This window comes from Candidatus Halobonum tyrrellensis G22 (assembly GCF_000495475.1).
Taxonomy (GTDB): Archaea; Halobacteriota; Halobacteria; order Halobacteriales; family Haloferacaceae; genus Halobonum; species Halobonum tyrrellense.
Genome location: NZ_ASGZ01000007.1, coordinates 1 through 14,601, shown reverse-complemented (window position 1 = coordinate 14,601; position 14,601 = coordinate 1). Strand labels below are relative to the sequence as shown.

The 14,601-nt window shown below is 71.5% G+C and carries 12 protein-coding genes and 1 tRNA gene; 10 read left to right on the top strand and 3 right to left on the bottom strand.

The window, feature by feature from the left end; genetic code table 11:
* The first annotated feature begins 3 nt into the window (after nt 1-3).
* Both K933_RS02845 and K933_RS02840 read left to right on the top strand, forming a co-directional pair.
* Nucleotides 4-76, top strand: a tRNA-Arg gene (locus K933_RS02845).
* 228 nt (nt 77-304) lie between these two features.
* Nucleotides 305-1,039, top strand: coding sequence for a rhodanese-like domain-containing protein (locus K933_RS02840; RefSeq protein ID WP_023393172.1), 735 nt, complete (start codon nt 305-307; stop codon nt 1,037-1,039).
* An 84-nt stretch (nt 1,040-1,123) separates the two neighbouring features.
* Here K933_RS02840 and K933_RS02835 read toward each other — a convergent pair whose 3' ends face one another.
* Nucleotides 1,124-1,480 (bottom strand): four-helix bundle copper-binding protein, encoded by a 357-nt coding sequence (locus K933_RS02835; RefSeq protein WP_023393171.1) that lies wholly within the window; start codon nt 1,478-1,480, stop codon nt 1,124-1,126.
* Nucleotides 1,481-1,761: 281 nt separating this feature from the next.
* Here K933_RS02835 and K933_RS02830 point away from each other — a divergent pair, with 281 nt between their 5' ends.
* From K933_RS02830 to K933_RS02800, 7 genes are read left to right on the top strand one after another with little or no spacing between them, the layout of a single operon-like run.
* The gene (locus K933_RS02830; RefSeq protein WP_023393170.1) at nt 1,762-4,839 is read left to right on the top strand and encodes a type II/IV secretion system ATPase subunit; all 3,078 of its coding nucleotides are present in this window, start codon (nt 1,762-1,764) and stop codon (nt 4,837-4,839) included.
* A complete protein-coding gene (locus K933_RS02825; RefSeq protein ID WP_023393169.1) occupies nt 4,840-6,891 on the top strand; it encodes a type II secretion system F family protein in 2,052 nt (683 codons plus the stop codon).
* Entirely contained in the window at nt 6,888-7,577 is a 690-nt protein-coding gene (locus K933_RS02820; RefSeq protein WP_023393168.1) for a DUF7287 family protein, read from the top strand. Before K933_RS02825 ends, K933_RS02820 begins: the two co-directional genes overlap by 4 nt.
* Nucleotides 7,571-8,194: a DUF7288 family protein gene (locus K933_RS02815; RefSeq protein WP_023393167.1), complete on the top strand. Its 624-nt coding sequence runs from the start codon at nt 7,571-7,573 to the stop codon at nt 8,192-8,194. The genes K933_RS02820 and K933_RS02815 overlap by 7 nt, the downstream gene beginning before the upstream one ends.
* Nucleotides 8,182-9,177 (top strand): hypothetical protein, encoded by a 996-nt coding sequence (locus tag K933_RS02810; protein ID WP_023393166.1) that lies wholly within the window; start codon nt 8,182-8,184, stop codon nt 9,175-9,177. Before K933_RS02815 ends, K933_RS02810 begins: the two co-directional genes overlap by 13 nt.
* Nucleotides 9,170-9,712, top strand: coding sequence for a DUF7266 family protein (locus tag K933_RS02805; RefSeq protein ID WP_023393165.1), 543 nt, complete (start codon nt 9,170-9,172; stop codon nt 9,710-9,712). The genes K933_RS02810 and K933_RS02805 overlap by 8 nt, the downstream gene beginning before the upstream one ends.
* Nucleotides 9,713-10,477, top strand: coding sequence for a DUF7289 family protein (locus K933_RS02800; RefSeq protein ID WP_023393164.1), 765 nt, complete (start codon nt 9,713-9,715; stop codon nt 10,475-10,477).
* Nucleotides 10,478-10,489: 12 nt separating this feature from the next.
* On the opposite strand, the gene K933_RS02795 is transcribed toward K933_RS02800, so the two are convergent.
* Together K933_RS02795 and K933_RS02790 are read right to left on the bottom strand one after the other, a co-directional pair.
* Nucleotides 10,490-12,526, bottom strand: a complete 2,037-nt coding sequence (locus tag K933_RS02795; protein ID WP_049947545.1) for a DUF7289 family protein — start codon at nt 12,524-12,526, stop codon at nt 10,490-10,492.
* Between the two features lie 81 nt (nt 12,527-12,607).
* The gene (locus K933_RS02790) at nt 12,608-13,357 is read right to left on the bottom strand and encodes a competence/damage-inducible protein A (protein ID WP_023393162.1); all 750 of its coding nucleotides are present in this window, start codon (nt 13,355-13,357) and stop codon (nt 12,608-12,610) included.
* Nucleotides 13,358-13,504: 147 nt separating this feature from the next.
* Here K933_RS02790 and K933_RS02785 point away from each other — a divergent pair.
* On the top strand, nt 13,505-14,601 hold a 1,097-nt coding region (locus K933_RS02785), incomplete at its 3' end, for an integrin alpha (RefSeq protein ID WP_200862277.1).

Sequence of the window (14,601 nt, the reverse complement as noted above, 5' to 3'; positions counted from 1 at the left end):
GTGGGGCGTGTGGCCAAGGGGATACGGCGAGAGGTTCCTAACCTCTAGATCGCGGGTTCGAATCCCGTCGCGCCCGTTCGCTCCCTCCGGTCGCTCACGGCCCCGACTCCGCGAGACCGTCGGTCTCGCTGGGTCACACTCGCTCACTACGTTCGCTCGCGTGACTCCCGTCGCGCCCGTCGACCACTTTTAGCGGGGGCCTCCTCGCTCGGCCTTCGGCCTCGCTCGCGGTACCGTAGCTAGAGTGGTTTCGGCACCGCCGCCACGCGAACACTCTTCGGCGCCCGCGCGTAACGACCCGGAGATGGGATGGAAGCGCACGACGCGGCGGTCGTTCGCGGCCGGGAGCGTCACCCTCCTCGGCGGCTGTCTCGGCGGGTCGGGAACGTCGGATTCGGAGGAGACGAGCGACGGCGGGTTCGAGCGGATCACGGTCGAGGGGACGGGAGTCCCGCTGGTGCCGGTCGACACCGTACACGAGTGGTACGAGGACGACGCCGCGCGGTTCGCCGACGCGCGCGGCGAACGGGCGTACGACCGGTCGCACGTCGAGGGGGCGGTGTGGAGTCCCGCGCCCGACGGGCGGCCCTCGGACCCGGTCGCGGAGTGGCCGACCGACGCGCGTATCGTCTGCTACTGCGGCTGTCCCCACCACCTCTCGTCGCTCCGGGCGTCGACGCTGATCGACGACGGCTACGAGGAGGTGTACGTCATCGACGAGGGGTTCTGGGAGTGGACGGACCGCGGATACCCGGTCGCGGGCGCGAACGTCGACGTTCGCCCCGAGCTACGCGAGATCAGCGGCGTGACCGACGCCGCCCACGCGGGCGAGACGGCGTGGGCGCGACACGAGCCGACGGGCCAGCGGGAGGCGACCGCCATCGACGACGCGGGCGAGTACCATCTCGAACTCCGCTTCACCGACGTGACGGCCGACTCGACCATCCGCGTCGAGACGCCCGAGTACCGGGTTCGCGCGCCGCTCGGCGACCTCGTGGGGACGACCGTCACCGGCGACGTCGGCGAGCTGCGAGGCTGAGCGCGTCGGATCGGGATCGGGCGAAAAAACTGGGGTGTCAGACGAGCGGTGTCGACGCCGGGCGGACCGCGACGGCTCCCCGCCTCAGGCGGCCATCGACCGACAGCTCTCGGCGCACTCTTCGAGCACGTCCGCACAGAGCTGACAGTGGTCGTTGTCGTGCTGGCTGCACTCGTCGGCGCACTCCTGACAGAGTTCGGCGCAGTCTTCGGCCATCTTCGAACTGTAGCCGGAGTCGCGCGCCATGAACCGCGCGTGCAGCGAGGCGTGGTCGGCGACGTCGCGACAGAGTCGGATGCACTCCGCCATCCCCTCGCCCTCGCCGGCGCACGCGTCGGCGCACCACTCGCAGGCTGCGGCGGCCTCGAAGCAGTTCTCGATGCACTCGCGCTGTTCGTCGTCCAGGTGGTCGATCTCCGAGAGCGTATCCTGAAGTGTCATCGCGGGTTGATATAGGGGTGGCTCCTTCTTGTCGTTTTTCGCTAGCGATCCCCGGCTCTGCGCGCTCACAACTAAGCGATCGAAAGCTAGACGCGGCGCCGACCCTTCGTCTGCCGACCGCTACGCGGTCCGTCGTTCGGCCCGTCCCACTGCGGTCGTCGGGGAGTGTGAACGCCGCTCGGAGTGCGGACCCGGCGACCGACAGCCCGCTGACGCCGCAGTTATCATATCGGAGAGTTTGATGGCACGGTTGAAGGTCGTCGCGGGAGTCGGTAGCCGTAATGACAACCGACGACGCGGAAGCGTCGCGGTCTGGTGGGGCCGAGGGGGACGCCGGCCACACCGACGGCGACGACGACGACCGGGCGGACGTCGTCGGGGACGGGGCGGACGGCGTCGGGGACGGGGCGGACGGCGTCGGGGACGGGGCGGACGCGGAGACGTACACCTGGGTCGACTTCCTCCGCGACCGGGGTGAGACGGACGCGGCGGACGCGTTGGCCGATCGCATCCGCCTCCCGCCCGACGAGGACGACCCCACGGCGACGCCCGGCCGACGGCCGGTGACCGACGAGGACCTCGACGCCGTCGGGGTCGACCCCGCGGAGTACCTCGGGACGGACCTCTCGGGACTCGCCGACCGGGTCGGCGCGGCGGGTGCGACGGGGGCGGACATCGCGGACGCCTCGCCGCTGTTGGCGTACGACGAGACGCCGGTGTGGAAGGACATCTACACGTGGGACGACTACGAGCGCGAGTACTTCCTCGACGAGGAGGGGAACCCCCCGACCGACGAGGAGGACGAACCGCTGTCGTTCACCCACGAGGACAGGACGGAGGCGCTGGGGTTCGACCCCGACGCGGTCGAGTCGGTGTTGGGCCACCTCAGCGACCGCGCGCCCGAACTCGACGCGGTGGTCGACGAGCGGACGGTGAACGTCGCAGCCGACGTCGACGAGGACGAGTTCTTCTCGGACGCCGACGGCGAGACGACGCTCACCAACCGCTACGACTTAGAGAAGGCGGTGCCGATCCCGAAGAAGACCCACTTCGAGGAGGTGGAGCGCTACTGGGTGAACGAGCCGTACTCGTTCGTGATCGTCTTCCACTCCAGTAAGGAGAACGAGAAGAAGTACTACGTGGTCGAACCGGCGCTCAACCGGGTCGAGACGGAGTTGAGCGAGTTCTTCGAGGGGAAACTCCGCTCGGCGATCAAGTACGCCGACGAGGGGGTGGTCGCCGGCGACGAGAGCCACCGCCGGAGCGTCATCCGCGAAGAGACGTACGCGCTGCTCGACCGGTACGACCTCTACGACCGGCCCGACGGGACCGGTCTCGGCAACCGGGTCGCGGACGCGCTCCGCGAACGTGGCGTACTCGACGTCGACCCCGACGGCGACGACGCCGCCGCCCGACTGGTGCGCGCGCTCGGCTACTGGACGCCCCGAACCGAGGGCGGGCTAGAGGGCATCGCGGCCCGCCCCGAACCCGCGGTGCTCGCGGAGGACCCCGACACGCTCACCGAGTACGCCGTCGAGAAACTGCTGTACTACCTCGAACGCGACTTCGTCGGCTACGAGCGGATCGACGGGATCAAACACGACATCAACGTCGAGGACGTCTCGTGTGACGGCTACGACAGCCCCGTCTTCGTCTACCACTCCGAGTACGAGCAGATCATCTCGAACGTCTACCACGGCGAGGACGAACTCGACGACTTCGTGGTCAAACTCGCCCAGCGGTCGGGCAAAGGAATCTCCAAGCGCCGCCCGCAGGTCGACGCGACGCTGCCGGACGGGTCGCGCGCGCAGTTGACGCTCGGCCGGGAGGTGTCGGACCACGGCACCAACTACACGATCCGGCAGTTCAAGGACGTCCCCTTCACGCCGATCGACCTGATCAACTGGAACACCTTCTCGCTGGAGGAGATGGCGTTCATCTGGCTCTGCATCGAAAACGACAAGAGCCTCCTGTTCGCGGGCGGCACCGCCTCGGGGAAGACGACGAGTCTCAACGCGGTGTCGCTGTTCATCCCCTCGAACTCGAAGATCGTCTCGATCGAGGACACCCGCGAGGTGGAACTCCCCCAGCGCAACTGGATCGCCTCGGTGACGCGCCCCTCCTTCTCCGAGGACGACAAGGGCGACGTCGACGAGTTCGACCTGCTGGAGGCCGCGCTCCGCCAGCGGCCCGACTACATCGTGATGGGCGAGGTGCGCGGCGAGGAGGGGCGAACCCTGTTTCAGGTGATGTCGACGGGCCACACCACGTACACGACGTTCCACGCCGACAACGTGGGGGAGGTGCTCAAGCGGTTCACCACCGACCCGATCAACGTCTCGAAGACGATGTTCACCGCGCTCGACCTGGTCTCCATCCAGTCGGCGACCCGGGTGCGGGGGCGGAAGGTCCGCCGGAACAAGTCGCTCACGGAGATCAACCACTACGACGCCGAGAACGACGAGATCAACGTCCAAGACGTCTACCAGTGGCAGGCCGAGACCGACGAGTTCCTGAAGATGGGCGAGTCGAACACGCTACGGGAGATCCAGTTCGACCGCGGGTGGACCCGCGAGACGCTCGAAGAGGAGATGCTGATGCGGCAGGCCGTACTCGCGTACCTGATCGACCGCGGGCTGAACACGTACACGCAGGTGGCCGCGACGCTGCAGGCGTTCATCAACGACCCCGAGACCATCGTGGGGCTGATGGCGACCGACGGGCTGGAGACCAGCCTCGAGGACCTCCGCGAGATGGAGTCGGTGCTGATCGACGTCGACCCCGACGAGGAGGCGATGGTCCCCCGGCCGGAGGCGAGCGACGAGATGCTCGACCACGTGGGCGGTATCCTCGACGAGGCGGAACCGCTGTTCGACGAGCACCGCGCCGCCGCACCCGCCGGCGTGGCCGACGCCCTCGACATCCCCGCCTCGTCCGCGAGCGTCGAGGCCGAGGCCGGCGCCGGGGCGGACCTGGCGGACCCGGCCGACGGAACTGGGAGCGGCGTCGGATCGGAGGATAGCCCCGCCGACGCCGCGGATGGGAGCGCGGACGACGGGAGCGGCGACGCCGCCGCCGACGCCGACACCCGCGGGGACGGAACCGCCGCCGACGGGGGCGACGACCCGTTCGCCGGCATCGACGACTTCGACGACCCCGACGACACGAGTGACGGTGACGACCCCGGCGCGGCGGCGGACGGCCCCGGGTCGGACGGCGGGGTCCCGTCGAACGGCGCCGCCGACGATGACGCCGCTGACGATAGCACCGACGACGATGACACCGACGACGATGACGCCGCCGCCGACGCGGGCGACGAGTGGGGGGTCGGCGACGCGGAGGGGACGGGTGAGTCGTAGATGAGCCTCGACACCGAGGGCGGGTTCGGGAGCGCGCAGGGGTTCGCGGACGCCTTCTACCCGCTGTTCCGGCGGCTGTTCGACACCGACGGCGACTTCGTCGCGGGCATCGAGGAGAAACTCACCGAGGCGCGGATGAGCCAGCCCGTCGAGTTGTACGTCTCGCGCGCGCTCGGGGTCGGGGTGCTGGTCGGCGGGCTGTTGTGGCTCTGCGGGAGCCTGCTCGGCTACGCCCTGTTCGCGTTGGGGGTCGTCTCGCCGGAGGCGGTCGGACTCGGCATCCCGGTGTCGTCGGTGGAGACCGCGCGACTGCTCCGGAGTCTCACGATGCCGGTGGGCGTGCTACTCAGCGGCGCCGTCTTCGGCGGCGTCGGGTTCGGGCTCGGCTTCGGTACGCTGTTGGCGATCCCCTATCAGCGGGCGAGCGCCCGCGAGCGGGAGATCAACATGCTGCTGTCGGACGCGGTGTCGTTCATGTACGCGCTGTCGGTGGGCGGGCTGAACCAGTTGGAGATACTGGAGGCGATGGCCGAGGCGGACGACACGTACGGCGAGGTGGCCCGCGAGTTCCAGAGTATCGTCCACGAGACGCAGTACTTCGGCACCGACTACCGGAACGCGGTGCGCGAGCAGGCGATCGAGACGCCGAGCGACGAACTCTCGCAGTTCCTCACCGACATGCTGTCGATCATCAACTCCGGGGGGGACATGGAGCAGTTTCTCAAGGACAAGAAGGACAAACACCTCCGGACGGCCAAACAGCAGCAGGAGCTGACCTTAGAGACGCTCGAACTGTTCGGCGAGATGTACATGACGCTGTCGCTGTTCCCGCTCCTGTTGATCATCATCCTCGTCATCATGGCGATGATGGGGAAGGGCGACCCGTTCCTCCTGTTCGCGACGGTGTACCTCCTCACGCCGCTGATCGGCGTCGGCTTCCTCGTGTTGGTCTCGACGGTGAAACAGGACGAACCCGGCGACGGCGTCCTCGACCCCTCGGGCGTCGACGAGCGGTTCGCCGAGAGCCAACGCGAGGGCCTCCTCCACCTCGGGCTGGTCGAGTCGTTCGTCGGGTCGTTCGGCGTGTTCGACCGGATCCGGAGCCGGGAGGGGACGCACAAGACGGCGGAACTGCTGCGGGCGCCGCACGTGTTCCTCCGGGAGAACCCGTCGTACACGCTCGCGCTCACCGCCCCCGCGGCGCTCGTACTCGTCGGGTTCGCGGTGCTGTCGGGGTCGGCGCCGCTGTCGTGGGACGGCTTCGTCGCCAACCCCGTGTGGGGGACGTTCGCGTGGGTGTACGTCCCGGCGTACGTCACGCTGATCCCGCTGGCGGCGTTCCACAGCTGGCACCAGCACCGCCGCGGCGGGGTCACGAACAAGCTCTCGGACACGCTCCGGAAGCTCTCGTCGGCGAACGACACCGGCCAGACGCTGCTCGAGTCGGTCGAGACGGTCGCCGACACCTCCTCGGGCCGGCTGGCGGCGGAGTTCGAGGTGATGTACGCCAAGGTGAACTACGGGATGAGCCTCCGGGAGGCGCTCGTCGAGTTCAACAACGCCTACCGCATCCCGCGGCTCGCGCGGACGGTGAAGCTCATCTCGGAGGCGCAGGAGGCGTCGAGCCAGATCACGGACGTGTTGACCACCGCGGCGCAGGCCAGCGAGAACCAGGACGACATCGACCGCGAGCGGAAGTCGCGCACCCGGATGCAGGTGGCGATCATCCTGATGACGTACCTCACGCTGTTGGCCGTGATGGCGATCCTGAAGCTGAAGTTCCTCGACGTGCTGACGGGGCTGACCGGCGGCGCGGGCGGGGGCGGGACGGCGGCCGCCGGCGGCGCTGGCGGTGGGGTCGCCAGCGGCGGGTTCGCGGGGAACGTCGACGTGGACCAGCTCTCGGCGCTGTTCTTCCACGCGGTCACGCTCCAGGCGGTCGTGTCGGGGCTGGTCGCGGGGTACATCCGGAGCGCCGACATCGTCTCGGGCGTCAAGTTCGTCGTCGTGCTGCTCACCGTCGCGCTCGGCGTCTGGGTGGTGGTGGCGTGAGCCGCACACCGCGGGTCGGGTCGGCGGCCCCGACCGGGCCGGGCGGAGCGGACGCGTCGAGCGGGCGGGAGACGGCGGGCGATGCCGGCGTCCCCGGACGGCAGGAAACGACCGAGCACCGACCCGAGCGGACCGAGCGGACGGCGCACGCGGAGCGAGCGTCGCACGCGGAGCGGTCGACCCGGGCGCAGATCACGACCGACTACGCGGTCGGCGCGGGCATCTTCCTGCTCGCGGTCGCGTTCGCCGTGAGCTTCAGCGGACAGCTGTTCGTCCCGTTCGGCGACGAGGCGGGGTCGCCGACCGCCGACCGGCTGGCGGACGAACTCGCGGGCGGGCTGCTCGGCGACCCCGCCGACCCCGCGGTGCTCGACCCGGTCTGTACCGCCGCGTTCTTCGAGACGTTCAGGAACGACACCGCCCCGCCCGCGGCGTGCGCGTTCGGGGCGGCCGACTCGCCCGCGGCGGCGCTCGGGACGGCCGACCGGGTCGACGTGTCGATCGAGGGGCGCCCGCGCGACGCCGGCGCGGTTCGGCTCGACACGTCGGCGTTCCCGGAGATCACACCGGACAGCGTACGACTGTCGACGCCGGCCAGCCCGCACGCGGGCGCCGACGCGACCACCGCCCGGCGGGTCGTCTTCCTCGACGGCCGGAGCGTCCGCCTCGTCGTGAGGGTGTGGTGACCGTGCGCGCACAGGCGCACACCCTGGAGGCGGTCGCCGCGGGGCTTGTCATGCTCTCGGGGGTGGCGTTCGCACTCCAGATCGCGGCCGTCACCCCGCTCACGGGCAGCACGTCCAACCAGCACATCGAGAACCAGCAGGCGTACGAGGCCGAGAGCCTGCTCGCGGCCGAGGCGGCCAACGGCAGCCTCGCGCGCACGCTGCGCTACTGGGACCCCGACGCCGGCCGGTTCCACGGCGCGACCGGCGGTGGCTACACCGGCGGCGGGCCGCCGACCGCGTTCGGGACCGCGCTCGACGAGGTGTTCCTCGACCGCGGGGTCGCGTACAACGTCAACGTCCGCTACGTCGTGCCCGGCGAGAACGACAGCCTCTCGTCGTGGAACACCAGCGACGCGAGCGTCGGGCTCGTGAGCATGGGCGAACCGACCGAACACGCCACGGTGGCGACGCGGCTGGTCACGCTCCGCGACGACGACCGCCTGCTCGACCCCGCGGGGAACGCGACCGGCCCCCGACTCGGTGACGCGAGCGGGTCGTACTTCGCACCCGACGCGGCGCCCGACTCGGGGCTGTACGGCGTGTTCGAGATCGAGGTGGTGCTGTGGCGGATCTGAGCCGGGCGGCGGGAGGGCGGGACCGCGCGCAACTGTTCGTCGTGGGTGCGCTCGCGCTCGCGACCACGTTCGTCGTCCTCGCGGTGGTGCTCAACTCCGTCATCTACGCCGGCGCGGTCGCGACCCGCGACGACGGCACCCACGCCGGGCCGGCCCTCGCGTACGACCGACAGGCGACCGCGGCGGCCGCCGACGCGGTCCGGGAGGTGAGCCGGGAGTCGACGAACGACACCGCGGCCGACGCGCTCGCGGCGCGGGTAGTCGAGTGGCGCGCGGTCGCCGACCGCCACCTCGCGTACCGGAACGCGGTCGGCGACGTGACGGTGACCGCGACCACGCCCGGGACGTACGCCGGCCAGACGAACGCCTCGCGGGCGCTCGTCCCCGCCGGCGACGAGGCCAACGCGTCGGGCGACTGGACGCTCGTGACCGACGCTCGGGTTCGGGCGTACGAGGCGGCCGTCGAACCCGACTCGGCGCTCTCGGACGCCACCGTCGCCGACGGGTCGGCGCTGCGCGACGCGGCGCTCGGGGTGCGGTTCGAGAACGCCACCGGGAGCGTCTGGACCGTCACCGTCTACCGCAACGACACCCACGCGTGCGTGAAGACGTTCTCCCCCGGCGGCACCGCGACTCCGGCGACGTGTCGACCGGGGACGGCGCTCGCCGTGTCGTTCGCGGACGCGACGGTGAACGGCACCGACGCGCCCGCGCTCGAGTTCCTCTCGCCGAGCGAGCCGTACACCGTCGGCTACCGCAACGGGCACGCCGCGACCGGGACGTACGGGTTCGTCGCGCGCAGGGGCGCTGGCGACCCGGTCGGCGGGCCGGTCGAGGCGGGCAACTTCGCGGGGGAGGACGCCGCGGCGTCGCCGTTCTACTCGGCGGGCGTCTACGCCGCCGACCTCCGGGTGAACTACCGGAACCGGAACGTGTGGTACGCCACGAACGTCACGGTCGCGCCGGGTGAGTTCGATGGGTGAGCGCGAGGCGTCGGCGGGCAGTGGCGTCGTCGGCGTCGGCGTGGGCGGCGGCTGTGGCGTCTGCGGCGACGAGCGCGCGTCCTCGACCGCGCTGGGGTACGTGCTCACGCTCGGCATCTCCGCGATCCTGATCACGGGGCTGCTGGTCGGCGGCGGGTCGTACCTCGAGGGCGAGCGCACGGCCGCCACGACCGAGGGGCTGCGGGTCCACGCCGAACGCCTCGCGGGCGCGGTCGGCGACGCCGACCGCCTCGCCGCCGCCTCGTCGGGCGGGGAGGTCGACGTCGAGATCCGACTCCCGAACCGGGTCGCGGGGTCGACGTACGCGGTGTCGGTCGTCGACGCTCCCGACGCGGGCGGGAGAAACCGCACGGCGCTGGTGTTCCGCGCGGCGGCGGTCGAGGTGTCGGTCCGGGTGCCGCTTTCGACCCGCGTCGGGGTCGCGCCCGCCGAGGGCCTCCCCGGCGGGACCGTCCACGTTCGGTACGACGGCGGCGGGCCGCTCCGGGTCGAGTTCCAGCGGGGGGACGGGTAGATGCGTGTGAAACCGCCCGCTGCCGACGACCGTCGCGAGCGCGACCGCGGGGTCAGCGACGTGCTCGGCTTCGTGTTCGTCTTCTCGTTGATCGTGCTCACGACCGGGACGGTGGTGGTGTTCGGCGTGTCGGGGCTTCAGGACGCGCGGTCGGTCGAGCAGGTGTCGAACGCCGAACGCGCGTTCGACGTGCTCGCGGAGAACCTCGACGACATCGCGGTCGGCGACGCGCCGGGCCGCGCGACCGAGATCCGACTCGCGGACGCCCGCCTCGGCTTCGACGAGGGGACGATGATCACGGTGAAGGCCGACGGCAAGGTGGTGGGGCGGGGGACGGGACAGGTGTCGACGACCGCGCTCACGTACACCACGGACGACGCCCAACTCGTCTACGAGGGAGGTGCGGTGTTCCGGACCGAGCGGGGCGGGAGCGCGACCGTCCGCGCGCCGCCGGTCGTCGCGACCCGCGAGCGCACGGTCGTCCCGCTGGTCGAGGTGACCGGCACCGGCCCACAGCGCGGCGGGTCGGGCGTCGTGCTCGTCCGGGCCGACCGCGTCAGTCGCGACGCCGCGGTCAACCGGAGTCTCTCGACCGTCACCATCGAAGTCGAGACCGACCCCCGGCGGGTCGGCGCGTGGAAGCGGACGCTCGACGACCTGACGCCGACGACGTGTTCGGTCGCGAACGCGACCGTGCGGTGTAGCTACCAGACCGAGGTGGTGGTCGTGACCGAGACACGCGTGACCGTCGCCTACGAGGAGTGACCCCTGTCGTCGTCAGTCGTCGTCGATCTCGACGCGGTTGACGCTGACGTGGACGTAGGTGAGGTGGGGGTGCTGGTCGGAGTCGCCGTCGATCGCGGGCTGGTCGGCGAGCGCGTAGTCGTAGTGGATGGCGGCGTCGCCCGACACCCTGCTCACCGTCCCCACCACCGCGCCGTACAACTCCGCGCCGCTGCCCAGCGTTATCTCCTCGTTGCCCGGCGCGTAGAGGACGCCGTACACCCGCGACCCGCTCCCGACCGAGTAGGTCGACCCCGAACCGCCGTAGATCCGCACCTGGTCGCCCCGGCCGGACGCGGTGACGAGGTCGCCGCCGCCGCCGACGCGCACGTCGCCGCCGACGTACACCTCGACGGGGTTGTCCCCGACCACTTCGATCCCGTCGCTGCCGACGTCGAAGTCGTTCCGGACCGCGAGCGTGACCGGGCCGTCGGTGGTGTTCACCACGACGTTCCCGCCGACGTCCACCCGGTCGAGGTAGTAGCGGCCCGCCGACAGCGTGCAGGTCTCCCCCCAGCAACTCCCCGACTCGATGTCGTCGAGGTGGTCGTCCGCGTCGCTGTCGTTCTCCACGTCGTCGAGCGTGCTCGCGATCCGGTTGTCGATCGGCTCGAAGTTGGGTTCGCCGATGGTCCGCGCGCGGTCGAGTCGGCTCAGGTCGGGCGGGACGGCGCCCTCGACGATCGTCGCGTCGTCGTCGTCGGGCCACACCCCGTCGTCGGCGTACTCGCCGGCGGTCCTGACCGTCCCCCCGACGTACTGGCCGTCCGCGGGGACGAAGTCGCCGCGGACGCGGGCGGTACCCTCGAAGTCGCCGGACCCCGAGAGGTACTCCCCGCCGACCGCGACGTTCACGTTCGACGTGACGGTGACGCCGCCGTCCTCGGAGACGCTGTCGCGGACGACCACCGTGTCGCTCGCGAGCGTGACGCCGCCGCCCAGATCCAGCCCGCCGTCGACGACGATGGCGTCGGCGTCGACCGTGCCGGAGCCGCCGCCGAAGCTCAGGTCGCCGTTGACCACGAGGTCGCCCCGGACCGTGATGCCGCCGCCGACCGCGAGGTCGCCGTCGACGTACATGTCGCCGCAGACGACCGACCCGCCGCTGACTTCGAGGTCCTCCTTGACGTAGACGGTCGCGTCGGTCCCGGCCGGACAGGTGCCGTCGTCGCCGGCGTACGGCGCCTCCGAGGAGTTGTAGCTGTCGACGGTCGCGCCGCCGCCGAGCACCACGTTCAGACTCTCCGAGGCGATGGCGTCGTCGAGACGCCGGGGTTCGGTCGGCGAGACCAGCGTCAGCGTCACGCTCCGCGCGTCGTGGTCGTAGGTCACGGTCCCGCTGGTCCGGGTTTCGAGGTACGACCCCCACGCCCGGTAGTAGTCGCTCCGGACCGTGACCTCGACGCGCCCGGATTCGAGCGGGTTACCCAGCGCGGGGTCGTCGCTCCGGGGGAAGAGCGGGTCGCTCCCGTTGGCGGTGACGACGAACGAGTCGCCGGTCGCGTCGCCCGACACCGTGACGACCGGCAGCGTCAGCGTGGGTTGGCCGCCGCCGCCCGCCCGGTAGTGGAACTCGGGGGGCGACACCATCCGCGCGGCGCCGCCGTCGGACACCCGCCACACGCCGCCGCCCTGGTAGGCGAGCGACCGCCCGTCCTGCTCGTAGCGGACCGTCCCGAGGGTGACCGTCCGGTCGAGTACGGTGTCGCCGGTCGACCGGTTCGTGACCGTAAAGCGGAGTTCGCCCGCGTCCTCGTCGACGGTGGTGGTGCCGCGCTGGGAGGCGGGTAGCGACACCCGGCGCGACTCCGCCTGCCCGAGACCGACCAGCGCGACTCGCGAGTCGAGTTCCGTCATGGCGAGTTCGGTGCCGTCGAACGTCACCCTATCCTGGGTCGCGTCGATCGCCTCCCCGCCGACGACCACGACGGCCGAGAGGCTGACCGCCGTGAGTCCCAACAGCAGGACCACGCCGATCACCTCGGACTGCGCACGTGAATCCGCGCCGCCGCTGGCTCGGCTGGTCCACATGTGCGAGAGAACGGACGGAACCGGGTTAACCGTTTGCAGCCCGATATCGTTCGCGATAGTTACGCCGCGCGGGACCGGCGGCTACGCCCGCTCGCCCGGTTCCTCGACCGTCTCCAGTCGCTCGCTGAGCCACGTGACCGCCGCGGCCACGTCGTCGGGGTCGCTGCCGGTGACCTTCACGCGGCCGGGCGTCCCGGTCGGGGCGGGGTAGCTCCCGAGGGCCACGTCGAATCGCTCGGGGAGGTCGGCGAGCGTCCCCGAGAGCGCGCCCTCGGGCATCGGGGTGTACAGCGTCTCCGAGACGGCGTCGCCGCCGAACTCGTCGGCGACCGGTTCGAACGTCGCGCGCATCTCCTCGGGGACGCCCGGGAGGACGTAGACGCCGTCGAGCACGCACCCCGGCGCGAGTCCGGCGGCGTTGTCGAGCGGCCGCGCGCCCTCGGGTATCTCCGCCCACGCTTCGAGGTCGAGGTCGAGGTCGTACGCGTCGGTGAGGTCGGGGTTCCGCTCGGCGAACGCGTTCGCGGTCGCCGTCACCTCGTCGAGGACGTCCGGGTCGACGACCAGTCCGCGGTCGAACGCGTCCGCGACGGCCCGCATCGTCACGTCGTCGTGGGTGCCGCCGAGTCCCCCGGTGACGACCACGGCGTCGAACTCGTCGACCCACCGCCGGACGTAGTCGGCGATCACCGCGGTGTCGTCCGGGACGACGAGCACGCGCGCGACCGTCGCGCCCCGCTCGGTCACCTGACGGCCGAGCCACGAGGCGTTGGTGTTCTCCGTGTCGCCCGCCAGTATCTCGTCCCCGACGGTGATGATGGCCACCTGCACGCCTCGCCGAACGCCCCCGAGCGACAAGAACCCGCTGGAGTCGGAACCGAGCCGGTACGCTTCACGCCCGACTCCGATTGACCCATCGCGGCTCGCGGGCGACCGGAACAGTCCGAACTAAAGGGTTCCCCGTAGAGTACCAGTTACATGTCCGGATTGGACGACGCGTTCGGCGACGACGGGCGGACGTGGGCGCTCGCGGTGGGCGCCGTCGTCGTCGTCGCCGTCGCGGTCATCGGCGGTGGATTGGTCCTCCTCGGCGACTCCGGCGGAGACGGTACCGAACCGGCGGTCGAACCGACGGTCGACGGCACCCCCGACGGGGCGACGACCGCCGACCCGAGCGACGACGCGGACGGCGGCACCGCCGACGGGAGTGACGAGACGGCGGCGTCGCCGCCCGACGACGGCTCGCCGACGGCTACGCCGGAGGCGGCGTCGCTGCCCGCGGGCGAACCGCTCGACGGGACCCGGAGCCTCTCGACCGCCGCGGTGACGGTCACCGGCGAGGGGAACGACGAGATGGGCTTCGGCACCGCCGTCGGCGACCTGAACGGCGACGGGACGGACGACGTGGTCGTCGGCGCGCCGTTCCGTAACGCCACCGCTCCGCGCTCGGGGAGCGTCTTCGTCTTCTACGGCCCCGTCGACGCCGGCGACCTCACGGCCGCCGACGCGGACGTGCGGGTCGACGGCCAGTCGTGGGGCCACTGGGTCGGCAACGACGTCGACGCCGCCGACGTCGACGGCGACGGGGTCGACGACCTGCTCGTCGGCGCGCCCCACGACGACGAGGGCGCGAACAACGCCGGGGCCGTCTACGTCTTCGACGGCGGCGCCGACCTCGCCGGGACGATGCCGGTCACCGACGCCGACGCGAAACTCGCCGGTACGTACGCCGGGTCGCTGACCGGGTGGTCGGTCGCCGCCGCCGACGTGACGGGCGGCGACGCCGCCGACGTGGTCGTCGGGTCGCCCCGCAACGGCACCGGCCGCGCCTACCTGGTCGACGGCGACCGGGTGGGCAGCGCCTCCTCGCTCGCCGACGCCGACGCGACGTTCGTCGGCGAGAGCGACGGCGACGAGGCGGGCTGGTCGGTGAACGTCGCGGCCGACGCGACCGGCGAGGGCGACCCCGCGGTGGTCGTGGGCGCGCCGCGCAACGGCGCCGCCGGCGACCGGGCGGGCGCGGCGTACGCGGTCACGACGCTCGACGGAACCGTGCAACTCGGCGACGCCGCGGG

What these genes read in the sequence shown, in the direction of transcription:
- K933_RS02840 (WP_023393172.1), top strand. Translation starts at nt 305, where the DNA reads ATGGGATGGAAGCGCACGACGCGGCGGTCGTTCGCGGCCGGGAGCGTC.
- K933_RS02835 (WP_023393171.1), bottom strand. Translation starts at nt 1,480, where the DNA reads ATGACACTTCAGGATACGCTCTCGGAGATCGACCACCTGGACGACGAA.
- K933_RS02830 (WP_023393170.1), top strand. Translation starts at nt 1,762, where the DNA reads ATGACAACCGACGACGCGGAAGCGTCGCGGTCTGGTGGGGCCGAGGGG.
- K933_RS02825 (WP_023393169.1), top strand. Translation starts at nt 4,840, where the DNA reads ATGAGCCTCGACACCGAGGGCGGGTTCGGGAGCGCGCAGGGGTTCGCG.
- K933_RS02805 (WP_023393165.1), top strand. Translation starts at nt 9,170, where the DNA reads ATGGGTGAGCGCGAGGCGTCGGCGGGCAGTGGCGTCGTCGGCGTCGGC.
- K933_RS02800 (WP_023393164.1), top strand. Translation starts at nt 9,713, where the DNA reads ATGCGTGTGAAACCGCCCGCTGCCGACGACCGTCGCGAGCGCGACCGC.
- K933_RS02795 (WP_049947545.1), bottom strand. Translation starts at nt 12,526, where the DNA reads ATGTGGACCAGCCGAGCCAGCGGCGGCGCGGATTCACGTGCGCAGTCC.